This is a genomic window from Inhella proteolytica (genome assembly GCF_016093275.1).
GTDB classification, from domain to species: Bacteria; Pseudomonadota; Gammaproteobacteria; order Burkholderiales; family Burkholderiaceae_C; genus Inhella; species Inhella proteolytica.
The window spans coordinates 210,210-230,445 of record NZ_JAEDAK010000002.1 but is presented as its reverse complement, the minus strand read 5'-3'; the positions used below and the strand labels follow the sequence as shown (position 1 = coordinate 230,445).

The window sequence follows — 20,236 nt, the reverse complement described above, 5'->3', positions numbered from 1 at the left end:
TTCAGCAAGCCTGCACACTGCCGGTGGCGAAAACTGGGTTGCACATACGGATCTGACCTGCTGCACTCACTTGTACTTGCAGACAATTCAACTCGCCGCCCAGCGATTTGCAGTTGGCCGGGTTGCTGCCGGTGATCGTGACGGTGGTGGCGGCTGCAGGGCCGCCAACCAATCGGCCCATGCCGTTGAATATGACGGAATCGGCAGTTGACGTAACGACGGAGCCGCCTTGTGTTTCTTGGGCCGCATGCTTCTGCAGGACATGAGGCGCAACGGTGTCGGAAGCGGCGGCGTCGCACTGACTCACTACGCTGTCCGCCGCATCTGCGGTCACCACATCGACCACCCAGTTCGGTCCGGTCACAGCCAGAACGCATGTGTCGTCCAGCGATGACGTCAATTGAAAGCGCACCTGGGCATTGCGGCTGGTGGCCTCGGTTCGTGCCAACTGCAGCCCGGCCAACACGGTTTCAGCGGTGCCACGTATGCGTGCATTGGCCATCCAGGCTGAGAAGGCTGGGCCGCCCAAGGTGAACATCATGGCCACGATGACCAGCCCCACCAAGGCTTCAATGAGGGTCAGGCCCTTCTCCGACTGCATCAGCACAGCCCCCCCTTCTTGGTGACCCAGCAGTTGTTCGGGCTGGGCAATGACCATCCTGCCGGGACGGCTGTGGTCTTTTTGGTACCGGCTTGATCGACGGTGTAGGTGAAGCCGCTCATGGAACCAGTGCCGGTAGCGGTCAGCTCAAATGCAGTCGCCGATGCGGCGGTGCAGGAAAAAGTAAAGAACTTGCCAGCAGTGACGGTGCAGGCTAAAGCGCCTGCATAGGTCCGGTTGTCCTGAAAAAACTGTTCCATGCGCACCTGACGCTCGGCCAAGCCCGCTGTGGCTTCTGGAATCCGCCCGCGGGTGACATAGTCCCGGTAAGAAGGCAGGGCAACTGCACCTAGGATGGCGACAACTGCCACGGTGACCATCACTTCAATCAAGGTGAAGCCGAGTGCAAGGGGACTGCGTGAGGGGCGGCAAGAGCGGTGCATGGAGAGGCCCATTGAAACGAGCCTAGATTTTTCTCAATGGGGCCTCTTCAGCCTAGGCCGCCGATCACCAGACTTAAACCGTCGATCACGCAAGTCGCTCGCATTCGTAACAATTCACGCCCACTTTGTGGCGGCCGTGAACTCCTTAACGGTCAGCATGTCGACACCCTTTGACACGCTTTCGGCAGGCCATGTGGGAATCCGGGCAATCCCGTAGTCATGCTGGGGTGCCATGCCACAATGCGCGCCTTTTCAACGCAGGCCTTAGGTTCCGTCCATCCCGTGTCCTCTGCTGCCCTGATCGAGATCGATCGCGTCACTTTCGGCTACGACAGCAGCCGCACCATCCTCAAGGATCTCAGCCTGCGCTTCGAGCGTGGCAAGGTGACCGCGGTGCTCGGCAACTCCGGCTGCGGCAAGACCACGCTACTTCGGTTGATCGGCGGGGTTCATGCGCCGAGCCAGGGTCGGGTTGTCTTCGATGGCGAGGTCATTGATATCCACAACCGCGAGCAGCTGTACCGACTCCGTCGGCGCCTGGGCATGCTGTTTCAGTTCGGTGCGCTGTTCACCGACCTCAGCGTGTTTGACAACGTGGCCTTCCCTCTGCGGGAGATGACCGATCTTCCCGAGGCCATGATCCGCGATCTGGTGCTGATGAAGTTGAACGCCGTGGGCCTGCGGGGTGCCGCCAGTTTGCGCATCAGCGAGGTCTCCGGTGGCATGGCGCGGCGCATCGCGCTGGCGCGCGCCATTGCGCTGGACCCCGAGCTCATCATGTATGACGAGCCCTTCGCCGGGCTGGATTTGATATCGATGGGCGTGGCTGCCAAGCTCATCCGGACCCTGAATGATGTGACCGGCGCAACCTCCCTGCTGATTTCGCACGACGTGCCCGAATGCATGGCCATCAGTGACTGGGTGGTGCTGATGGCGGAAGGGGGGCGCATCGTGGCCCAGGGCACACCGGCCGAGATGATGGCCTCCACCGATCCCGAAGTCCGGCAGTTCGTCCGTGGCGAGCCGGACGGCCCGGTGAAATTCCATTACCCGGCACCGCAGCCCTTGCAGGACTACGGCTTGGTTTCGCAAGGGGAGCGCGCATGACCGAGCTGCTGGCCTCGCTGGGTGCGCGCACCTTGGCCACACTGGGCGGCTGGGGCCGTGCCGCGTTCTTTTTTGCTGGCCTGTTGGCTGCGGTGCCGCGATCCCTGCGGCGCTTTAGCCTGGTGGTGACGCAGATGCATGCGATCGGCAACCGGTCCCTGCTCATCATCCTGGCCTCGGGCATGGCGGTCGGTTTCGTGCTGGCGCTGCAGATGTATTACGCGCTGGTGACTTACGGTGCGGCGGAGTCCCTGGGCCTGGTCGTCAACCTCAGCCTGGTGCGCGAGTTGGGTCCGGTGGTGACGGCCCTTCTGTTTGCCGGGCGTGCCGGCACCTCGCTGACTGCCGAGATCGGCCTCATGAAGGCAGGCGAACAGATTGCCGCGCTGGAGTTGATGGCCATCGATCCGCGGCAACGCATCCTGGCGCCACGCTTCATTGCGGGCATGGTGTCCATGCCCCTCTTGGCCATCTTGTTCTCGGCCATCGGCATCCTGGGGGCATGGCTGGTGGCGGTGGGATTGATCGGCATCGACCCTGGCAATTTCTGGTCGATCCAGCAGAACGGCGTCGACGTCTGGCGCGATTTGGGCAATGGCGTCGTCAAAAGCTTCGTGTTCGGCGTCATCTGCAGTGCCGTTGCGCTCTATCAGGGTTATGAAACCCAGGCGACGCCGGAAGGCGTGGCCTACGCCACCACACGCACGGTGGTGATTTCCTCGCTGGCGGTTCTGGGTATGGACTTCATCCTGACCGCCCTGATGTTCACGACCCCCCGCTGACGGGCGGGTCTCTGCACTGCGTTTACACAACCCTATGACCAAACGCAATATTGAAATCCTGGTCGGACTCTTCGTGCTGGCCGGTCTGTTGGCTCTGCTGTTTGTCTCGCTCAAGGCGGCCAATCTCACCAGCTTTCAGAATGGTGAGACCTACCGCCTGACGGCCCGCTTCGACAACATCGGCGGTCTCAAGGCGCGCGCACCGGTGCGCTCGGCCGGCGTGGTGATCGGCCGCGTCACCAGCATCAGCCTGGACCCCAAGACCTACCAGGGGGTGGTGACGATGGACATTCAGCGCCAGTACGAGTTCCCGCGCGATACCTCGGCCAAGATCCTGACCGCCGGTTTGCTGGGTGATCAATACATCGGCCTGGAGCCGGGCGGCGACGAGAAGCTGCTGGTGTCCGGCGATGTGGTCAAGCAGACCCAGTCGGCCGTGGTGCTGGAGAACCTGATCGGCCAGTTCCTGTACAGCAAGGCTGCCGAGCCGCCGGCTGCCGAGAAGCCATGAAGGCCCGCCTGCAAATTGCGGCGGTGTGCGTGGCGCTGAGTGCCTGCGCTGCGCCGCTGCCGCCCGGCGCACAGCCGCATCCCAAGGATCCCTGGGAGGGCTTCAACCGTCGCGTGTTCGCGTTCAATGACGTGATCGACGAGGCGGCCGTCAAGCCGGCGGCGCGCGCGTACCAGGAAGTGGTGCCGGAGCCGGCGCGGATCGCAGTCAGCAACTTCTTTGGCAATCTGGGGGACGTCTGGTCGGCCGTGAACTGGTTGCTGCAGGGCGAGTTCCGCTACAGCGTGGAGCAGGGCGCGCGCTTCATGTTCAATTCCACGCTGGGTCTGGCGGGTCTGATCGATCTGGCCGGCGAGGCCGGCCTGGAAAAGCGCAGCCAGAATTTTGCGCAGACTCTGGGTGCTTGGGGCGTGGGGCGTGGGCCCTACTTGGTCCTGCCCTTGCTCGGGCCTTCAACCGTGCGCGACACCGCGGCCCTGCCGATTGACCGGCTGGCCCGCTCGTCCGTCTGGTTTGACGGCGCGAATAGCCAACTGGCTGCGACCGCACTGGAGCTCATCAGCGTACGCGCCAGCTTCCTGCAGGCTGGGGAACTGGTCGAAGGCATTGCGCTCGACAAGTACACCTTCTTCCGCGAAGCCTATTTGCAGCGCGCCAACATGAAGAAGCGGGCCAAGTCGGCAGAGGATGACGAGTTCGAGGTCGTGCCCTCGCCATCCAAGCCCGCCGCAAGCGCGCCCTGATGGGGCTTGTCCACCCGGCAAGCGCCTGAACCGTTGACCGCCGGCCCGATTGCGGGCCACGAAGGGAATTCGAATGTCTAATAATCAACGTCGTCTTTGGATCCAAAGCCTGCTGCTCTCGCTGACGCTGGCTTTGCCGGCACTGCCTGCCTGGGCGGCTGACAACAGCACACCCGACGGCTTGGTCAAGGAGCTCTCGGTCGACATGCTGGAGGCCGTCAAGGCCGACAAGGCCATCCAGGCCGGTGACATGGGTCGCATCCAGGCGCTGGTCGAGTCCAAGGTCATGCCCTACGTGAACTTCCGCCGCGTGACACAAACGGCGGTAGGCCGCTACTGGCGTCAGGCCACGCCGGAGCAGCAAGACAAGCTGCAGAAGGAGTTCCGCACCCTGTTGATGCGGACCTATGCCGGCGCGCTGTCGCAGGTGAAGGACCATCAGCTGGCCTTCAAGCCGCTGAAGCTGGCTCCGGAAGAGACCGAGGTGGTGGTCAAGACCCAGGTGCGTGGCAAGGGCGACCCCATCCAACTCGACTACCGCCTCGAGAAGGCCGAAAAGGGCTGGATGATCTACGACATGAATGTGCTGGGCATCTGGCTGGGCGACCAATACCGCACCAGCTTCGCGCAAGAAATTTCGGCCTCCGGCATTGACGGCTTGATCAAGACCCTGACCGAGCGCAACGCCAAGGCCCTGGCGGCCAACTCGAAGGGCTGATCGATGTCCGGGAGTTCGCTGCGCTTGCCGGCTTCCGTTCTGCTGCCCCAGGCGGCAAGCCTTTGGCGGCAGTGGCAGGCCAGCCTGAGTGCTGAAGCGGCCGGCGTGGTGGCCGGCGCGGGCCAGGAGGTCCGGCTCAGTGCGGCCGAGCTGAAGGAGTTCGACTCCTCGGCGCTTAGCCTCTTGTTGGGCTGCGCTCGCGTCTGCCGCCAGCATGGCCTGAGCCTGACGGTGCTGGACGCGCCGGTTCTGCTTCGGGACCTGGCGCGGCTTTACGGGGTGGAAGACCTGCTTTGGCCCTCCGCCCGCGAGGCTCAGCTGGCGTAGCGTTTGCTGCGCAGATTGCGCTTGATTTCCTGCAGCACCGGGCGCAAGCGATCGCCCATGCGCAGGGCAACACCGGTCGTCAGGATGTCCACGGCTACCAACTGCAGCAGGCGCGACACCATGGGGCTGTAGCGCTCGAAGTCTTCCGGGTGGTCCACGGCCAGCAGAACCTGACCGGCTGACTGTCCGATCTGCGCCAGCGGCGAGCCGCTCGCGGTCAGGATGATGAGCGTGGCGCCCTTCTTGCGAGCCGTCTCGGCTGCGTCCAGCAGGTCGCGGCTGCGCCCTGAGTTGGAGAACAGCACGGCGCAGTCACCGGCTCCCATCATGGTTGCGCTCATCAAGAGCACGTGGCCGTCCGAGCACCAGCCGCTGTGCACCCCGAGGCGAAAGAACTTGTGGTGTGCGTCCTGCGCGACGATGCCGGAATTGCCCACGCCCCAGAACTCGATGCGGCGGCCGTTCTCACCGGCATGGCAGAGCGCCTGGATGGCGCGCTCGACCGCATGGCCACTGGCATCGTTGCGGTAGTGCAGTAAGGCCGCCACGGCGTTGTCCACCACCTTGACGATCAGATCGGCCGGCTTGTCGTCGACCTCCACGGCCCGATGCACAAAGGGCACGCCCTCGTTCACGCTACCGGCTAGCTTGAGCTTGAAGTCGGCCAGGCCGTCGTAACCCACGCTGCGGCAAAAGCGCACCACTGTGGGCTTGGAAACTTCGGCCCGGTCGGCCAGCTCGCTGACGGGCAGGCTGGCGAAGGCGCGTGGATCGACCAACAGCAGCTTGGCCACGCGTTGCTCGGCTGGGGGCAAGGCGGGCAGGGCCGCCTTGATGCGTTCCAGCAGCGAACTCATCAGACCTCCTCGGGCCAGGTGAAGCCCTCGCGCGCCACCAGTGCGCTGGCGGCTGCGGGCCCCCAGCTGCCGGCGGTGTAGGGACGCGGGCCTTCTTCCTCGCGGGCCCAGGCATCCAGGATGGGTTCGACCCAGCGCCAGGCCTGCTCTTGCTCGTCACTGCGCACGAACAGGTTCAGGCGACCGGCAATGGCATCGAGCAGCAGGCGCTCGTACGCGCCCACGCGGTTGGCGGCGAATGCCTTGTCGAAGTCCAGGTCCAGCGAAACGGGGGCCAGGGTTTCGCCGTGCGCGCTGCCCTTGGCGGCGAGCAACTGCAGCTCCAACCCGTCCTCGGGCTGCAGCTTGATGATCAGCCGGTTCGCGCGTGGCTTGCCGGGAAAGATGGCGTGCGGTACTTGGCGGAAGTTGACGACGATCTGGGCATCGCGCGCGGCCAGGCGCTTGCCGGTGCGCAGGTAGAAGGGCACGCCGGCCCAGCGCCAGTTTTGGATCTCCGTGCGCAGCGCCACGAAGGTCTCGGTCCGGCTGTCCGCCGGCACCTTGCCCTCGTCCAGATAGGCCGGCACCGCCTTGCCATCCGCATTGCCGGCGCGGTACTGGCCGCGCACCACATCGCGCGCCACGGTCTCGGGCGTGAAAGGCTTGAGCGCGCGCAGAACCTTGAGCTTTTCGTCGCGGATTGCGTCGGCGTCGTTGCTGGCCGGTGGCTCCATGGCCAGCATCGTCAGCAACTGCAGCGCATGGTTCTGGATCATGTCGCGCAGCGCGCCGGTGCCGTCGTAGAAGGGGCCCCGGGTGCCGACGCCGAGCGACTCGGCCAGCGTGATCTGGATGTTGGCAATGCTCTCGCGACGCCAGAGCGGCTCGAAGAAGGCGTTGCCGAAGCGCAAGGCCATCAGGTTCTGCACCGAGGGTTTGCCGAGGTAGTGGTCGATGCGGAATGCCTGGGCCTCGTCGAACACCGAGCGCACCACACGGTTGATCTGCTGGGCGCTCTTGAGATCGTGGCCGAGCGGCTTCTCCAGCACCACCCGCACGCGCTCGTGGTTCAGGCCGGCGGCCCCCAGCTGTTCGCAGATCTGCGTGAACAAGTGCGGACTGGTGGCCAGGTAGAACACCACCGTGTCGGCCGGCTCCTCGGGGCGTTCGGCCAGCCACTGCTTGAGATGCCCGTAGTGCTCGGCTTGGCTCAGGTCCATGCGGCGGTAGAACACCAGGGCTGCAAAGCGCTCGAACTCTTCCTGGCTGGGGCGCTTGGCGCCCTCCACCTCTTTGAAGCGCTCGCGCAGCCAGTCTCGGTACTGGTCGTCACTTTGCTCGTCGCGCGCGACCGCCAGGATGCGCGCCCCGCCGGGCAGCTTGCCGTGCCGGAAGGCCTGGAACAACGCAGGCATCAATTTGCGCCAGGTGAGATCGCCGGTGCCGCCGAAGAAGACAAGGTCAAAGGACATGGTCGAACATGTAATTTAGTTACCAATTGGATGATGCATTGGTTTCTTCGTGCGGTCAACGCGTGGCGCGCCCTGCCGGGCTGGGGCGAACCCAGCATTCGCCAAAAAAAAAGCCCCGCGGAGGCGGGGCTTCGATGGGGCGGAAGCTTGGTTTAGTTGCCGCAGCCCAGGCTCTTGATGCGATCGTCGGCCGCCTTGGCGCGCACCAGACCGAAGCCGTACTTGGTGTCGCGGCCGGCAGTGCCGAGGTCTTCGGCGCTCTTGGTCAGCGAGCTGCGCAGCTGGGCCGCCGTGCAGTTCAGATTGCGGCTCCACACCAGGGCGGCAACGGCCGAGACGTGCGGCGTGGCCATCGAGGTGCCGTCGTAGAAGGCGTAGTGCGAAGGCGTGACCGCCACCGTGGCGGACTGGCCCAGCTGGTTCAGCATCGCGGCCCCTTCGGTGTCGGAAGCCGTGACCGAGGGGATGGTCGTCACAGTGGTGCCCAGCGTGCCGCCGAAGCCGCCTGCCGCGTTGTTGTAGACCACTGCGCCAATGCCGCCGCTGGCCTTGCAGTTCGACACCTTGGTGGCGAAGTCCACGGTGCCGCGCTGGATCAGGCAGACCTTGCCCGTCATGGCGCCGGCCTGGACGGTGTCACCCAAACCAAAGTTCGCCAGGGCGCCGGTGGCCGTGCCGAGCGGCGAGCCATCCATGCCGCCGGGCGCGTAGGTGTTGCTGCCCACGGTCAGGGCCGAGCTGCGGCCGCTGTTCATCGGCACGGTGGAGAGCACGGAGACGCCCGGCGCGGCCAGCTCCACCTTGCTGTTGTACTGGGAGAAGGTGGCCCACTGCTTGGTTTCGTCAATGGCGGCCACCATCACCACGCTGGAGTAGCCAGCGGGGTAGCTGATCACGGTGTTGCCATCGTTGCCGGCCGCGGCGATCGACAGGATGCCGCTGGAGTACAGCGAGTCGAAGGCGCGCTGCTCGGTCTTGCTGGAGCGGCCACCGCCCAGCGACATGCTGATGATGTTGGCGCCAGCGGCCTTGCACTTGTTGGCGGCGGTGGTCAGGCTGGAGGAATAGGCCCAGCCGGCGGCACTGAACACCTTGACGATGTGCAGCTTGAGCTTCTTGTTGGCGTTCACGCCCACCACGCCTGTGCCGGCGTTGTTGACGGCGGCGATGGTGCCCGCCACGTGGGTGCCGTGGTGGTTCTCGTCGGTGTACCACCAGCCGGTGCCACTGTCGTATTCGCCGGTGACGTTGGCGCTGCTGTCCAGGTCTTCGTGGGCACGGTCATAGCCCGAGTCGATGATGCAGACCTTGCGGTTGCCGGCCAGGTCGTCGCTCAACTGATCGGCTTGGACCATCTTGATGCCGTAGGGTACTTGCTGGCCCAGCGCATAGGGCGTGCCGGTCGAGGGGCTGGTGGTGGCAAAGGGGTAGCGCTTCACGTCTTCTTCGACATACAGCACATTCGGGTTGTGTTCCAGCCCCTTCAAGGCAGTTACAGGCACTTCGATGGCCATGGCATCGGCGCCGAAGATTTCATGCTTGATTTCGCCCTTGGCGGCGGCCACGGCGGAACGCAAGGAGGCGGCAGCGCCCGGCTTCATGGCGACAATCACGCGGGTCTTTTCGGGGGCGGCCGCCTGGGCCGGTGCCGCGGCTACCAGCACGCCTGCAAGGGTCAGCAGGGTTTGCAGCACCGGGGTCTTGATCAAGCTCTTCATGAAACGCACTTTCGAACTGAAGGAAGGAATGGGGTCGCACGACCCGCGCTGGCTGCCGGCCACATCCGAACATTCGGTTACTGCGCCTTGCGTGGGGGGTGACTTTAGAAACCTCGCTTCGCATTTGGCTAAGGCGTCTCCCCAAATATGGGGAGGGACCTTCCCTGTTAGTAACAACCCGTTACGGCCGAGGACGCCGCTACACGCTGCCGCGTGGCTGGCCCGCACCGGCCCTTTTGCCTCAACACAAGGTTCAGCATGAATCAGTTGGAACAACTCAAGCAGTTCACCACCGTGGTGGCGGACACCGGCAACTTCCTGCAGATCGCCCAGTTCGCGCCGCGGGATGCCACGACCAATCCCTCGCTGATCCTGAAGGCGGTGCAGCAGACCGAGTACGCGCCGCTGCTGAGTGAGACGGTGGCGGCGCATCGCGACGCGTCGATGGCCGAGCAGGTCGATCAGGTGCTGGTGCGTTTCGGCTTGGAAATCCTCAAGCACATCCCCGGGCGGGTGTCGACCGAGGTGGACGCGCGCCTGTCCTTCGACCGGGCGGCGACCGTCGCCCGCGCGCGCCATCTGATGGGTTTGTATGAAGCACAGGGAGTTGGACGCGATCGCGTGCTCATCAAGATCGCGTCGACTTGGGAGGGCATCCAGGCTGCAGCGGAACTGGAGCGCGACGGCATCCACTGCAACCTGACCCTGCTGTTCGCCTTCTGCCAAGCGGTGGCCTGCGGTGCCGCGGGCATCACGTTGATCTCGCCCTTCGTCGGGCGCATTTACGACTGGTACAAGAAGAGCGCCGGTGCGGCCTGGGTGGAAGCCGAACACGCGGGCGCCAACGACCCTGGGGTGCGTTCCGTCGCCCGCATCTACCGCTACTTCAAGCAGCACGGCATTGACACCGAGGTCATGGGGGCGAGCTTCCGCAATGTCGGGCAGATCCAGGCCTTGGCAGGGTGCGACCTGCTGACCATCGCGCCCGAACTGCTGGCGCAGTTGCAGGCGCTGGAGCAGCCCCTGGTGCGTCAGCTTGAGGCCGGCCCGGAGGCGGTGGAGCCCGCGGTGCACTTCGACGAAGCGGGCTTCCGCTATGCACTGAACGAGGACGCGATGGCAACCGAGAAGCTCGCCGAGGGCATCCGCCTGTTTGCGGCCGATGCGGTCAAGCTGGAGCGCCTGATCGAAGGAGCGCGTTGATGACCCGCGCCGATCGGCTGCCTGCCTGGGGCGAACTGCAGAAACTGCGCGAGTCCTGGTCGCTCGATTTGCGTGCGGCCTTTCAGCAGGACAGCGCACGCGCGCAGCGCTGGCAGTTCGAGGCTGCGGGTGTGCGGGTGGATCTCTCCAAGAACCTGTGGGACGAGGCGGTGTGGAGCGGCCTGCTGCGCCTGGCCGAGCAGGCGGAGGTGCTGGCACAGCGCGACGCCATGCTGCGAGGTGAGGCCATCAACAACACTGAAGGGCGCGCCGTGCTGCACACGGCCTTGCGGGCGCCTGCGGGTGCTCCGACCCCATTCAACGACGAAGTGCAACAGGCGCTGGAGCGCATGCTGGGCTTTGCCGAGCAGGTACGGGCGAGTGGCATCCGCGACGTGGTGCACATCGGCATTGGCGGCAGCGATCTCGGGCCCGCCATGGCCGTGCAGGCCCTCCAGGCCGACTTGCCACCGCACTTGCGCCTGCACTTTGTTTCCAATGTGGACGGTCAGGACCTGGCCGCCGTGCTGCCCCAATTGCAGCCGCAGACCACGCTCTTCATCGTTGCATCCAAGACCTTCACCACCCAGGAGACGCTGGCCAATGCCGAGGCCGCCAAGGCCTGGTTCCTGGCGGCCGGCGGAACGGAACTGGCGCGGCATTTCGCGGCAACCAGCAGCAACCGCGAGGCGGCGCAGGCCTTTGGCATCGAGTCGGTGTTCGGATTCTGGGACTGGGTGGGCGGTCGCTATTCGCTCTGGTCGGTGATTGGCCTGCCGCTGGCCATTGCCATCGGCGCAGAGCGTTTCCGTGCGCTGCTGGCGGGCGCGCACGCCATGGATCGGCATTTCGCGGAAGCACCGGCCGAGCGCAATCTGCCCGTGCTGATGGGCCTGCTGGACGTCTGGTACCGGAACTTCCTGGGCTTTTCCAGCCGCTCGGTGGCGCCCTACCACCAGGGGCTGCGGCGGCTACCGGCGTACTTGCAGCAACTGGAGATGGAGAGCAATGGCAAGTGCGTCGATCGTGAAGGCAACCCACTGACCTTCGCCACCTCGCCGGTGGTCTGGGGGGAGGCCGGCACGAACGGCCAGCACGCCTACTTCCAAATGCTGCATCAGGGGACGGAGACCGTGCCGGTGGAGTTCATCCTGGTGCGCCAGCCCCGCTACGGCTTCCAGCCTCCGCCCGCGCTGGCGGCGCGCCTGGCGGACCAGCACCGCAAGCTCCTGGCCAATGGCATTGCGCAGGCGCAGGCACTGATGCAGGGCAAGCGTTTCGATGAGGCCTTGGGCGAGAAGGCGCCCACGGCCAACCCGCAGCTGGCGGCAGATGCATTGGCACGGCACCGCAGCTTTCCAGGCAACCGGCCGAGCAGCTTGATCTTGCTGGAGCAATTGGATGCGCACAGCCTGGGGGCGCTGATTGCGCTGTACGAACACCGCGTGTTCGTCAGCGGCGCGGTATGGGGCATCAATAGCTTTGACCAATGGGGCGTTGAACTCGGCAAAGCCTTGTGCAGCCAGCTGCTGCCGCGGCTTGATAGTGGCGATGTGCACGGGCTGGACGGCTCGACGGCCGCCGCGCTGCGCTGGGTCCGTGCTTGATGCTGCCGGTTTTCGACTTTGGAGGGGTGGTGTTTCGCTGGCGGCCGGCCCGGCTTGTGGCCAAGGTTTGGCCTCAGCGAGCCCGCACCGGCGCCGAGCTGGAGGCCACGGTGCAGGCCCTGTTCCAGTCCTACCAGGGCGACTGGGGCCATTTTGATCAAGGCCTGCTGGATGCGGCAGGGCTGATTGAAGCCGTGTGCATTCGCACTGGCTGGGCGGCCGAAGAGATGGAAGCGCTGCTCGCCGCGGTGCCCGAAGAGCTGGTGCCCCAGCCCGAGACGGTGGCATTGGTGCAGGAGCTGCGTGGGGCGGGCCACCGGCCTGTGTTTCTCTCCAACATGCCCACTCCCTTCGTGAGCTGGTTGGAGGCGAACTACCCGTTGGGGCAGTGGTTCGCCGACGGCGTGTTCTCCAGCCGCGAGCGCCTGTGCAAGCCCGACGTGGCCCTGTTCGCCCGTGCGGCACAGCGATTCGGCCGGCCGGCCCACGAATGCCTGCTCATTGACGACCACCCCGTCAATGTGGAGGCTGCGCGCCATTGCGGCTGGGAGGCAGAGCTGTTCACCAGCGCAGAGGCGCTTCGCACGCAGCTGCTCGCGCGCGGCCTGTTGACTCAGTCGGGCTGAAGCGCGTCGTCCTCGTCGGCCGAACTGGGCGCCGCTGGCACACGAAAGCGCTCATCGCCCCAGGCGCCGAGGTCGATCTCGCGGCAGCGCACGCTGCAAAACGGGCGCCAGCGGTTTTCAGGGCTGAAGAGTGCCGGTTGCCTGCAGGTTGGGCAGGGCACCGTGCGGGTGGGCGGCGAAGTGCTCATGTGCACAGGCTCAGCTCAAAACTGGCATCGTCGCGGGCGGCGCGCCAACGGCCTTCTTCCTCGCGCAGCAGGCGGATCGAAACCATCAGCCGGTGACCGCTGATCTCTGGCACCAGGCCCAGCGCGGGGTCGATGCGCAAGCGTAGCAACTGGTGCGAGCGGCTGGCGTTCAGCGTCTGCTGAAATTGCCCGCCCTGCGCCGCCACTTTTTGAGGGACACCGGTCTGGCGCAGCAGCTCCAGCAGCAGGCTGACCGCCTGCGCCACCGGCAGCACGGAGTCCATCCAACCCAGCAGCTGCGGCTGGCGGATCTGGGGTGGCAGCTGCTGCCAAGCGTGGTACGCCGGCAGATCGAATTCACAGGTGCCGCCGGGGACGGCAATGCGGCTGCGCAAGCCGCTCAGCATTTCGCAGCTGGCCAGCGACGCGCCGGGCTTGCCCGGCAGGGCCTGCAAGGAAGCAATCGCGTCTTCAACGCGCCGCAATACGGCCAGCAAGGCCTCTTCGGACACTGCTGGGTTACCCCGGTAGGCATTGAGCTGCTGCTTGTGGCGCTCGAGTTCCTTGAGCAGTTCGCCCTTGAGGTCGGAGCGCGCCGCCACCTCCACCACCTCGAACAGCGTGGTCAGAGCGAAGTGGTGGTCAAGCGCGGAATCGCGTGCCGCCAGCTGAGCCAGGCGATCGAACAGGTGTTCGAGCCGGAGCAGGGTGCGGATGGTTTCGTTTAAAGGGAACTCGTAGAGCAGCACAGCCGACCCTGATTTCAGGGGCGCGATTCTTCCACAGGCCACTGGCGAATTCCCCAGTGGACGGCGACTGCTTGCAACGATTGGTGCAGTTGCTCCAGGCTGAGCCGGCTGTTGTCCAACGTGGCGTCGGCGGCCGCGCGGCGCTGCGCGCGGCTGGCCTGCGCCGCCATGATCGCCTGGACCTGGGCCACGGTCCAACCGGGTCGGGCGCTGCCCCGCTGCAATTGCACGGCTTCGTCACAGTCAATCAGCAGCACACGATCCACCTGGCAGCGCCAGGCGCGACTTTCCACCAGCAGTGGTACGTCGAACACGATCGGCCGGCCGTCAGCCTGGGCTGGCGCGGCCTGCGCCGCCGCGCGCGCCTGAATGAGCGGATGAAGGATCGCCTCGAGATCACGCCGCGCTCCTTCGTGGCTCAGAACCAGCTGCCGCAGTTGCGCGCGATCCAGGCCGAGCTCGGGGTGCAGTACCGAGCTACCGAAGCGTTGGACGATGGCAGGCAGTGCCTCACCCCCGGCCTGCGTCAGCTCCCGAGCCAAGGCGTCGGTGTCGACTAAGAGTGCGCCCCGGGCTTTCCACCAAGACGCCACCGTGCTCTTGCCGCTGGCGATGCCGCCCGTCAGCCCAATGTGCATGCTGGCTTCGCTTCAGGCCCAGCCCATCCAGCCCAGCACACGCGGCGCACCTGCCAACAGCACCACCAACCCGCCGCCGGCAAGGAAAGGGCCAAAAGGCACGAAGCGACCCTCACGCAAAGCGCCGGTCACCTTCATGCCAATGCCGACCACCGCTCCCAGCGCCGATGCGCCCAGGATGATGGGCAGCAGCATGTGCGGACCCAACCAGGCGCCCAGCGCGGCCAGCAGCTTGAAGTCTCCGTAACCCATGCCTTCTTTGCCCGTGGCCAGCTTGAACAGCCAATACACGCTCCAAAGTGACAGGTAGCCGGCGGCCGCACCCAACACGGCATCCGGGAGTGGAAGCGTCACGCCCCACCACGAGGCCAACAAGCCGGCCCACAGCAAGGGCAGGGTGATGTCGTCCGGCAGCAAAGTGGTGTCCCAGTCGACCAGCGAGGCTGCCAGCAAAGTGGCGGCGAATACGCACCACAGCAAGGCAACCGGCTGGGCGCCGAAACGCCAGCCAATGGCTGCAAAAAGCAGGCCGCAGCCCAGTTCGACAAGCGGATAGCGCATCGAAATGCGCCCCTTGCAGGCAGCGCAGCGGCCGCCCAGCCGCAGCCAACCGAGCAGCGGCAAGTTCTCATGCCAGCGCAGAACATGCCCGCACTGAGGGCAGCGCGAGCGTGGGCGCGCCAGACTCAGTGTGGGCCCCGCTTCGAGCGCCGACACGGCCGTATGCGCCTGGGCGGCAAGTGCCTTGGCCTGTGTCGCATCCCAAGAAGTCACTCGCTGCACAGCCTCGGAGTCAGACAGCTGCCAACTCGCATCAAGCAGCCACCGCCGCTCAAGCATGCGCGGTAAACGGTGCGCCACCACATTGAGAAAACTACCGACGCAAAGCCCAAGGACTCCGAGTGCCCACCATTGCAGCAACAGCTCCCAATCCATCTGCACTCAGACCACCTGGCCGAGCTTGAAGATGGGCAGGTACATCGACACGACGATGCCGCCGATGATGGTGCCAAGGATCACGATGATGAAAGGCTCCATCAGGCTGGAGAGCGCCTTCACGGCCTCGTCCACTTCGTCCTCGAAGAACTCAGCGGCCTTTCCCAGCATGTGATCAAGGGAGCCGGACTCCTCGCCGATCGAGGACATCTGCAGCACCATGGTGGGGAAAATGCCCACGCCTTGCATGGAGGCCGTCAGCGAGGTGCCGGTGGAAACTTCGCGCTGGATCTTTTCCGTTGCCTCTGCAAATACGGCGTTGCCCGAAGCCCCGCCCACGGAATCCAAAGCTTCCACGAGAGGCACGCCCGCGGCAAACATGGTCGAGAGCGTGCGGGTCCAGCGTGCGACAGCAGACTTGTAGAGCAGGTCGCCAAAGACAGGCACTCTCAGCAGCAGCCGATCCATGGTCTTCTGCATCTTCTCGCTGCGTTTCCAGGTTTGCAGAAAGAAGTACACGCCGCCGCCGATGGAGCCAAAGATCAGCCACCAATAGGACACAAAGAACTCGGACATGGCAATCACGAACAAAGTCGGCGCAGGCAGATCGGCGCCGAAGGACGTGAACACCTCCTTGAAGGCCGGAATCACGAAGATCATGATGACCGCCACCACCACGAAGGCCACTACCAGCACGGCAATGGGGTAGGTCAGCGCCGACTTGATCTTGTTTTTGATGGCAACTGTTTTTTCCTGGTAGAGCGCCAGGCGCTCCAGCAGCGCCTCCAAGATGCCGCCCGCTTCGCCCGCCTCGACCAAGTTGCAGTACAGGGCGTCGAAGTAAATGGGGTGCTTACGGAATGCGGCAGAGAGGCTGGTGCCGGTTTCCACATCCTGCCGGATGTCATTCAGCAGTTTCGTCAGACGAGGGTTGGTCGACCCGCGCGCCACGATGTCAAAGGACTGCAGCAGCGGCACACCGGCGCGCATCATGGTGGCGAGTTGGCGCGTGAAGACCGCGATGTCCTTTTGCTTGATCGACGAGCCGCCGCTGGTGCGCCGCTTCTTGATCTTGGTGACCATGACACCTTGACGCCGCAACTGTGCGGATACCACCGCTTCACCAGCGGCGCGCGTCTCACCCCGTACGACCTTGCCGTTCCGGTCTTTGCCTTCCCATTCGTAGACCTGCTCTGCGGTCTTCGGGGCCTGTGCTGCCGTTGCCATCGGTTCTCCAATGAGTCTTCTTGTTCAGTCGCGACCGCGATACGTCTATTCGTTGGTGGCCGAAAGCACCTCTTCCAAAGAGGTCACGCCCAGCTTCACTTTGTGCAGGCCTGCTTGGCGCAAGTCGCGCACGCCTTCCTTCTGGCCTTGGCGTGCGATGTCTAGCGCCGTGCCTTGATTCAGGATGATGGACTGCGTTTCCTCGGAGATAGGCATGACCTGATAGATGCCCACGCGCCCCTTGTAGCCCGCGTTGCAAGCGGAGCACCCGACGGCGCGATAGGGCTTCCAACTTCCATCCAACTCCTCTTCGGTGTACCCGGCCTTCAACATGGCGTCGATCGGGTATTCCGCGGGCTGTTTGCAGCTTTCACACAGGCGCCGCGCCAGACGTTGAGCAGTGATGAGGATGACGCTGGATGCGATATTGAACGGCGCAACCCCCATGTTCATCAGGCGCGTCAGGGTGGTCGGCGCATCGTTGGTGTGCAGGGTTGACAGCACCAAGTGACCGGTTTGTGCGGCCTTGATCGCGATATCGGCAGTTTCAAGATCTCGAATTTCGCCGACCATGATGACATCAGGATCCTGTCGCAGGAACGACTTGAGGGCAGCCGCAAAAGTCAATCCGGCCTTGTCGTTGACATTCACCTGATTCACGCCGGGAAGGTTGATTTCCGCCGGGTCCTCCACCGTCGAAATGTTTACACCCGGCTGATTCATGATGTTCAGGCAGGTGTAGAGCGACACCGTCTTGCCGGAACCGGTCGGGCCGGTTACCAAAATCATTCCGTAAGGGCGATGCACGGCATGGAGCAGACGCTCCTTTTCGGTTTTCTCGTAACCCAGCGCATCAATGCCCAATTTCGCGGAAGAGGGATCCAAGATACGAATCACGATCTTTTCGCCGAACAGCGTGGGCAAGGTGCTGACACGGAAATCAATCGCCTTGGCCCCGAACTTCAATTTCATGCGGCCGTCCTGAGGAACCCGCCGCTCGGCGATATCCATGCGCGAGATCACCTTGATCCGGGACGCCAGCTTGTCCTTGATGGCAATCGGAGGCTGCGTAATTTCTCGCAGTTCGCCGTCCACACGGAATCGGACCCGATAGTGGTATTCGTAGGGCTCGAAATGCAGATCGGACGCGCGCATGTTGATTGCATCCACCAGCATCTTCTGGAGGAAACGCACGACCGGTGCGTCCTCCACCTCCGCCATGTCTTGGGCGTCTTCCTTCTTTTCGGAGTCCTCTTCGGCAATGTCGAAATCGAAATCTGCACCCGCCAAACTGTCCAAGGTCTCCGAAGCCGAGGCGCTGGAGTTCTGCAGGAACTTGGCGAGTTTGTCTTGCTCGACGATCACCCAGTCGCACTGCAATTGCGATGCAAACTTGATGCGCTCGACGACCTCTTGATCGGTGGGATCGGCGCCTCCGATCGTGAGGCGGTTCCCGCGGCGTGCCAGCGCTACGACCTGGTATTGCTGAGCCAGTTTGCCTTCCAGGATGTCCCTGGGCAGTCGCTGCGGATCGATCGCATTCAGGTCCAGCAGTGGAATTGCCAGCACCTGAGACAGCGTGTAGGCCAATTCACTGGCGCCAATGGCTCCAGCGCCAACCGCCGTCGAGACGAAGGTCGTCTTCTTTTCCTTGGCCTGGCGGGCCAAATCTTCCGCTGCGCGCGCCTGAAGACGCCCAGCGTTCACGAGCACGCGCGCTGCGCCGCTCAGTAGGGAGATGGGTTCTGGAGTTTGCTGCTCAGCTTGCATGGTTACTCTGGGCGCCACAGGCGAAAGCGTTTCGCACTGTAAACCCGGAGCAAGGCCGCAATGTGCCGCCGACTGCTACAGAAAGCAATTGACCAAGAAAGAAGGATCTTGGTCGGGGTGAGAGGATTCGAACCTCCGGCCTCTACGTCCCGAACGTAGCGCTCTACCAGGCTAAGCTACACCCCGATTCGGTCTGACCTTGGGCGTTGCACCCAGGCCGACGGTTTCAAGAAGATCTATCTACCGACCGAGCCGAAAATTCTAGCAGACTTTTTGTCCACTTGTTAAGAGGCAACAAGTTCAAGCTGTCCGCGGCGCGCCCAGCTTCTTGGCGAGCGACCGTGCGGGTGGCTTCAAGGGAGCCGCTGCGGGTGACGATCTCAACCACTTGAGCGAGCTTTTCCTCTTCGCCGTTGAGCACGGCTTGCCGAAGCAGATCTCGCTCCGCTGCGCTGCAGCGTGACATCGCCAGCAAGATGGGGAGTGTTGGCTTGCCCTCTCTGAGGTCATCCCCCACGTTCTTGCCGAGCGTCATGGCGTCGCCTTCGTAGTCCAGGATGTCATCAACGAGTTGGAAAGCGGTTCCCATTGCGCGGCCGTACTGCGCCGCAGCCTCTTCCTGTTCGCGAGGCGCGTCAGAAAGCAGGGCGCCTAGGCGTGCACTCGCTTCAAAGAGTTTGGCGGTCTTGTAGCGAATGACCTGCAGATAGCGCTCCACGGTCGTATCCGGGTCGTGCACGTTGAGCAGTTGGAGTACCTCTCCCTCAGCGATCACATTCGTGGCTTCGGCCAGCACGTCCAGAACGCGCATGCGGTTCACGGCTACCATCATCTGGAAGGCGCGCGAGTACAGGAAGTCGCCCACTAGGACACTCGCTGCGTTGCCAAACAAGGCGTTTGCTGTTTGCTTGCCCCGGCGTAGGGCGGACTCGTCCACCACGTCGTCGTGCAGCAGGGTGGCGGTGTGGATGAATTCCACGACCGCAGCCAATTCGTGTCGATGGCCGCCCGGGTCGCCCAGGGCATTGGCGAACATCAGCAACAGCTTGGGGCGCATGCGCTTGCCGCCGGCGTGCACGATGTAACCGGAGATCTGATTGATCAGGGCGACATCAGACTGCAGGCGCCGCCCAATCACGCGGTCCACTTCCTGCATTTCTGCGCTGAGGGCTTCCAATGTGGTGGCGTGTTCGTCAGCGCTGATCTGGGCTTGCACTCTGTACTCGGAGGGGCGGCTTGGACTTTTGATTATAGAAAGAGGCTATCGCCGGACTGTGCGAGCTCCGGGCGGCCTCATTGTGACGGTGTCTGGCGTGGTCAGCTGTGCTAGACTAGCAGGCTCTTTGCCGTGTTGGCATGGAGTGGCGCGTCTGCGCCATGCATTTCTGAAAGAGGTCAAACATGTACGCGGTCATAAAAACCGGTGGCAAGCAATACAAGGTTGCTGCTGGCGAAAAGATCAAGGTAGAACAGATTGCTGCGGACGTTGGCCAAGAGATCGTGATCGACCAGGTGCTTGCCGTTGGCAATGGCGCCGAACTCAAGGTTGGCACGCCCTTGGTGACGGGTGCAACGGTCAAGGCTACCGTGGTGGCTCATGGCAAGCACGACAAGGTGCGCATCTTCAAGATGCGTCGTCGTAAGCACTACAAGAAGAGCCAAGGTCATCGTCAAACTTACACCGAGCTGCACATCAGCGCGGTGAACGGCTGAGCCGTCAGCACTTAGGAGTCAGCAATGGCACAGAAAAAAGGTGGCGGCTCGACGCGAAACGGCCGCGATTCCAAGCCCAAGATGCTGGGTGTGAAGGCCTTCGGTGGCCAGATGGTCAGCGCCGGCTCGATCATCGTGCGTCAGCGTGGGACCAAGTTCCACCCGGGCACCAATGTGGGTATCGGCAAGGATCACACCTTGTTCGCGCTCACCGATGGCCATGTCAGCTTCGCCGTCAAGGGCGAACTGGGCCGTCACACGGTGTCGATCGTCGCGGCCTGAGCCCCGGCGTTTGACCCATCAGAAGGCCCCGCACCG

Annotated in this window: 23 protein-coding genes and 1 tRNA gene; 11 read left to right on the top strand and 13 right to left on the bottom strand. The window is 63.9% G+C overall.

Annotation, left to right across the window (positions count from 1 at the left end; all coding sequences use genetic code 11):
* Window position 1: 1 nt before the first annotated feature.
* Together I7X39_RS03700 and I7X39_RS03695 are read right to left on the bottom strand one after the other, a co-directional pair.
* Complete coding sequence (locus I7X39_RS03700; RefSeq protein WP_232351721.1) at window positions 2–601, bottom strand: GspH/FimT family pseudopilin; 600 nt, start codon at window positions 599–601, stop codon at window positions 2–4.
* A complete protein-coding gene (locus tag I7X39_RS03695; RefSeq protein ID WP_232351686.1) occupies window positions 601–1,056 on the bottom strand; it encodes a type IV pilin protein in 456 nt (151 codons plus the stop codon). The genes I7X39_RS03700 and I7X39_RS03695 overlap by 1 nt, the downstream gene beginning before the upstream one ends.
* A 228-nt stretch (window positions 1,057–1,284) precedes the next feature.
* Here I7X39_RS03695 and I7X39_RS03690 point away from each other — a divergent pair, with 228 nt between their 5' ends.
* From I7X39_RS03690 to I7X39_RS03665, 6 genes are all read left to right on the top strand, one after another.
* Window positions 1,285–2,151, top strand: coding sequence for an ABC transporter ATP-binding protein (locus tag I7X39_RS03690; protein WP_198109901.1), 867 nt, complete (start codon window positions 1,285–1,287; stop codon window positions 2,149–2,151).
* A complete protein-coding gene (gene mlaE, locus I7X39_RS03685) occupies window positions 2,148–2,933 on the top strand; it encodes a lipid asymmetry maintenance ABC transporter permease subunit MlaE (RefSeq protein WP_198109615.1) in 786 nt (261 codons plus the stop codon). The genes I7X39_RS03690 and mlaE overlap by 4 nt, the downstream gene beginning before the upstream one ends.
* A gap of 34 nt (window positions 2,934–2,967) precedes the next feature.
* Window positions 2,968–3,444 carry an outer membrane lipid asymmetry maintenance protein MlaD gene (mlaD, locus tag I7X39_RS03680; protein WP_198109614.1) on the top strand — a complete coding sequence of 159 codons (477 nt, stop codon included), beginning with the start codon at window positions 2,968–2,970 and terminating at the stop codon, window positions 3,442–3,444.
* Window positions 3,441–4,187, top strand: a complete 747-nt coding sequence (locus I7X39_RS03675; RefSeq protein WP_198109613.1) for an MlaA family lipoprotein — start codon at window positions 3,441–3,443, stop codon at window positions 4,185–4,187. Before mlaD ends, I7X39_RS03675 begins: the two co-directional genes overlap by 4 nt.
* A gap of 73 nt (window positions 4,188–4,260) precedes the next feature.
* Window positions 4,261–4,905 (top strand): MlaC/ttg2D family ABC transporter substrate-binding protein, encoded by a 645-nt coding sequence (locus tag I7X39_RS03670; RefSeq protein ID WP_198109612.1) that lies wholly within the window; start codon window positions 4,261–4,263, stop codon window positions 4,903–4,905.
* A gap of 3 nt (window positions 4,906–4,908) precedes the next feature.
* Complete coding sequence (locus I7X39_RS03665; protein WP_198109611.1) at window positions 4,909–5,232, top strand: STAS domain-containing protein; 324 nt, start codon at window positions 4,909–4,911, stop codon at window positions 5,230–5,232.
* Here the strand turns inward: I7X39_RS03665 and I7X39_RS03660 are convergent.
* From I7X39_RS03660 to I7X39_RS03650, 3 genes are all read right to left on the bottom strand, one after another.
* Window positions 5,220–6,080 carry a MurR/RpiR family transcriptional regulator gene (locus I7X39_RS03660; protein ID WP_198109900.1) on the bottom strand — a complete coding sequence of 287 codons (861 nt, stop codon included), beginning with the start codon at window positions 6,078–6,080 and terminating at the stop codon, window positions 5,220–5,222. The genes I7X39_RS03665 and I7X39_RS03660 overlap by 13 nt on opposite strands.
* Before the next feature lie 8 nt (window positions 6,081–6,088).
* Entirely contained in the window at window positions 6,089–7,543 is a 1,455-nt protein-coding gene (gene zwf, locus I7X39_RS03655) for a glucose-6-phosphate dehydrogenase (protein ID WP_198109610.1), read from the bottom strand.
* A gap of 152 nt (window positions 7,544–7,695) precedes the next feature.
* Window positions 7,696–9,261, bottom strand: coding sequence for a S8 family serine peptidase (locus I7X39_RS03650; RefSeq protein ID WP_198109609.1), 1,566 nt, complete (start codon window positions 9,259–9,261; stop codon window positions 7,696–7,698).
* A 258-nt stretch (window positions 9,262–9,519) separates the two neighbouring features.
* On the opposite strand from I7X39_RS03650, the gene tal reads away from it, so the two are divergent.
* Genes tal through I7X39_RS23600 form a run of 3 tightly spaced genes read left to right on the top strand, consistent with a single transcriptional unit; the run spans window position 9,520 to window position 12,697 of the window.
* Window positions 9,520–10,464 carry a transaldolase gene (gene tal / locus I7X39_RS03645; RefSeq protein ID WP_198109608.1) on the top strand — a complete coding sequence of 315 codons (945 nt, stop codon included), beginning with the start codon at window positions 9,520–9,522 and terminating at the stop codon, window positions 10,462–10,464.
* Window positions 10,464–12,071 (top strand): glucose-6-phosphate isomerase, encoded by a 1,608-nt coding sequence (pgi, locus tag I7X39_RS03640; protein WP_198109607.1) that lies wholly within the window; start codon window positions 10,464–10,466, stop codon window positions 12,069–12,071. The genes tal and pgi overlap by 1 nt, the downstream gene beginning before the upstream one ends.
* Window positions 12,071–12,697 (top strand): HAD family hydrolase, encoded by a 627-nt coding sequence (locus I7X39_RS23600; RefSeq protein WP_375140732.1) that lies wholly within the window; start codon window positions 12,071–12,073, stop codon window positions 12,695–12,697. The genes pgi and I7X39_RS23600 overlap by 1 nt, the downstream gene beginning before the upstream one ends.
* On the opposite strand, the gene I7X39_RS03630 is transcribed toward I7X39_RS23600, so the two are convergent.
* From I7X39_RS03630 to I7X39_RS03595, 8 genes are all read right to left on the bottom strand, one after another.
* Window positions 12,685–12,885, bottom strand: a complete 201-nt coding sequence (locus I7X39_RS03630; RefSeq protein ID WP_198109605.1) for a DNA gyrase inhibitor YacG — start codon at window positions 12,883–12,885, stop codon at window positions 12,685–12,687. The two genes, I7X39_RS23600 and I7X39_RS03630, sit on opposite strands and share 13 nt — an antisense overlap.
* A complete protein-coding gene (gene zapD, locus I7X39_RS03625) occupies window positions 12,882–13,634 on the bottom strand; it encodes a cell division protein ZapD (protein ID WP_198109604.1) in 753 nt (250 codons plus the stop codon). Before zapD ends, I7X39_RS03630 begins: the two co-directional genes overlap by 4 nt.
* Before the next feature lie 14 nt (window positions 13,635–13,648).
* Window positions 13,649–14,272 carry a dephospho-CoA kinase gene (coaE, locus tag I7X39_RS03620; protein WP_198109603.1) on the bottom strand — a complete coding sequence of 208 codons (624 nt, stop codon included), beginning with the start codon at window positions 14,270–14,272 and terminating at the stop codon, window positions 13,649–13,651.
* 12 nt (window positions 14,273–14,284) lie between these two features.
* The gene (locus I7X39_RS03615; protein ID WP_198109602.1) at window positions 14,285–15,208 is read right to left on the bottom strand and encodes a prepilin peptidase; all 924 of its coding nucleotides are present in this window, start codon (window positions 15,206–15,208) and stop codon (window positions 14,285–14,287) included.
* A 6-nt stretch (window positions 15,209–15,214) separates the two neighbouring features.
* Entirely contained in the window at window positions 15,215–16,435 is a 1,221-nt protein-coding gene (locus I7X39_RS03610; protein ID WP_198109601.1) for a type II secretion system F family protein, read from the bottom strand.
* A 45-nt stretch (window positions 16,436–16,480) separates the two neighbouring features.
* The gene (pilB, locus tag I7X39_RS03605; RefSeq protein WP_198109600.1) at window positions 16,481–18,205 is read right to left on the bottom strand and encodes a type IV-A pilus assembly ATPase PilB; all 1,725 of its coding nucleotides are present in this window, start codon (window positions 18,203–18,205) and stop codon (window positions 16,481–16,483) included.
* 109 nt (window positions 18,206–18,314) lie between these two features.
* A tRNA-Pro gene (locus I7X39_RS03600) sits at window positions 18,315–18,391 on the bottom strand.
* A gap of 40 nt (window positions 18,392–18,431) precedes the next feature.
* Window positions 18,432–19,361: a polyprenyl synthetase family protein gene (locus I7X39_RS03595; protein WP_198109899.1), complete on the bottom strand. Its 930-nt coding sequence runs from the start codon at window positions 19,359–19,361 to the stop codon at window positions 18,432–18,434.
* A gap of 245 nt (window positions 19,362–19,606) precedes the next feature.
* On the opposite strand from I7X39_RS03595, the gene rplU reads away from it, so the two are divergent.
* Together rplU and rpmA are read left to right on the top strand one after the other, a co-directional pair.
* The gene (gene rplU / locus I7X39_RS03590; protein WP_198109599.1) at window positions 19,607–19,918 is read left to right on the top strand and encodes a 50S ribosomal protein L21; all 312 of its coding nucleotides are present in this window, start codon (window positions 19,607–19,609) and stop codon (window positions 19,916–19,918) included.
* Between the two features lie 24 nt (window positions 19,919–19,942).
* A complete protein-coding gene (gene rpmA, locus I7X39_RS03585) occupies window positions 19,943–20,200 on the top strand; it encodes a 50S ribosomal protein L27 (RefSeq protein WP_198109598.1) in 258 nt (85 codons plus the stop codon).
* Window positions 20,201–20,236 lie beyond the last annotated feature (36 nt).

What these genes read in the sequence shown, in the direction of transcription:
- I7X39_RS03700 (WP_232351721.1), bottom strand. Translation starts at nt 601, where the DNA reads ATGCAGTCGGAGAAGGGCCTGACCCTCATTGAAGCCTTGGTGGGGCTG.
- I7X39_RS03675 (WP_198109613.1), top strand. Translation starts at nt 3,441, where the DNA reads ATGAAGGCCCGCCTGCAAATTGCGGCGGTGTGCGTGGCGCTGAGTGCC.
- I7X39_RS03690 (WP_198109901.1), top strand. Translation starts at nt 1,285, where the DNA reads ATGCGCGCCTTTTCAACGCAGGCCTTAGGTTCCGTCCATCCCGTGTCC.
- pilB (WP_198109600.1), bottom strand. Translation starts at nt 18,205, where the DNA reads ATGCAAGCTGAGCAGCAAACTCCAGAACCCATCTCCCTACTGAGCGGC.
- mlaE (WP_198109615.1), top strand. Translation starts at nt 2,148, where the DNA reads ATGACCGAGCTGCTGGCCTCGCTGGGTGCGCGCACCTTGGCCACACTG.
- coaE (WP_198109603.1), bottom strand. Translation starts at nt 14,272, where the DNA reads ATGCACATTGGGCTGACGGGCGGCATCGCCAGCGGCAAGAGCACGGTG.
- rplU (WP_198109599.1), top strand. Translation starts at nt 19,607, where the DNA reads ATGTACGCGGTCATAAAAACCGGTGGCAAGCAATACAAGGTTGCTGCT.
- tal (WP_198109608.1), top strand. Translation starts at nt 9,520, where the DNA reads ATGAATCAGTTGGAACAACTCAAGCAGTTCACCACCGTGGTGGCGGAC.
- I7X39_RS03665 (WP_198109611.1), top strand. Translation starts at nt 4,909, where the DNA reads ATGTCCGGGAGTTCGCTGCGCTTGCCGGCTTCCGTTCTGCTGCCCCAG.
- I7X39_RS03630 (WP_198109605.1), bottom strand. Translation starts at nt 12,885, where the DNA reads ATGAGCACTTCGCCGCCCACCCGCACGGTGCCCTGCCCAACCTGCAGG.
- I7X39_RS23600 (WP_375140732.1), top strand. Translation starts at nt 12,071, where the DNA reads ATGCTGCCGGTTTTCGACTTTGGAGGGGTGGTGTTTCGCTGGCGGCCG.
- I7X39_RS03695 (WP_232351686.1), bottom strand. Translation starts at nt 1,056, where the DNA reads ATGGGCCTCTCCATGCACCGCTCTTGCCGCCCCTCACGCAGTCCCCTT.
- mlaD (WP_198109614.1), top strand. Translation starts at nt 2,968, where the DNA reads ATGACCAAACGCAATATTGAAATCCTGGTCGGACTCTTCGTGCTGGCC.
- I7X39_RS03670 (WP_198109612.1), top strand. Translation starts at nt 4,261, where the DNA reads ATGTCTAATAATCAACGTCGTCTTTGGATCCAAAGCCTGCTGCTCTCG.
- I7X39_RS03610 (WP_198109601.1), bottom strand. Translation starts at nt 16,435, where the DNA reads ATGGCAACGGCAGCACAGGCCCCGAAGACCGCAGAGCAGGTCTACGAA.
- rpmA (WP_198109598.1), top strand. Translation starts at nt 19,943, where the DNA reads ATGGCACAGAAAAAAGGTGGCGGCTCGACGCGAAACGGCCGCGATTCC.
- I7X39_RS03595 (WP_198109899.1), bottom strand. Translation starts at nt 19,361, where the DNA reads ATGCAGGAAGTGGACCGCGTGATTGGGCGGCGCCTGCAGTCTGATGTC.
- zwf (WP_198109610.1), bottom strand. Translation starts at nt 7,543, where the DNA reads ATGTCCTTTGACCTTGTCTTCTTCGGCGGCACCGGCGATCTCACCTGG.
- I7X39_RS03650 (WP_198109609.1), bottom strand. Translation starts at nt 9,261, where the DNA reads ATGAAGAGCTTGATCAAGACCCCGGTGCTGCAAACCCTGCTGACCCTT.
- pgi (WP_198109607.1), top strand. Translation starts at nt 10,464, where the DNA reads ATGACCCGCGCCGATCGGCTGCCTGCCTGGGGCGAACTGCAGAAACTG.
- I7X39_RS03615 (WP_198109602.1), bottom strand. Translation starts at nt 15,208, where the DNA reads ATGGATTGGGAGCTGTTGCTGCAATGGTGGGCACTCGGAGTCCTTGGG.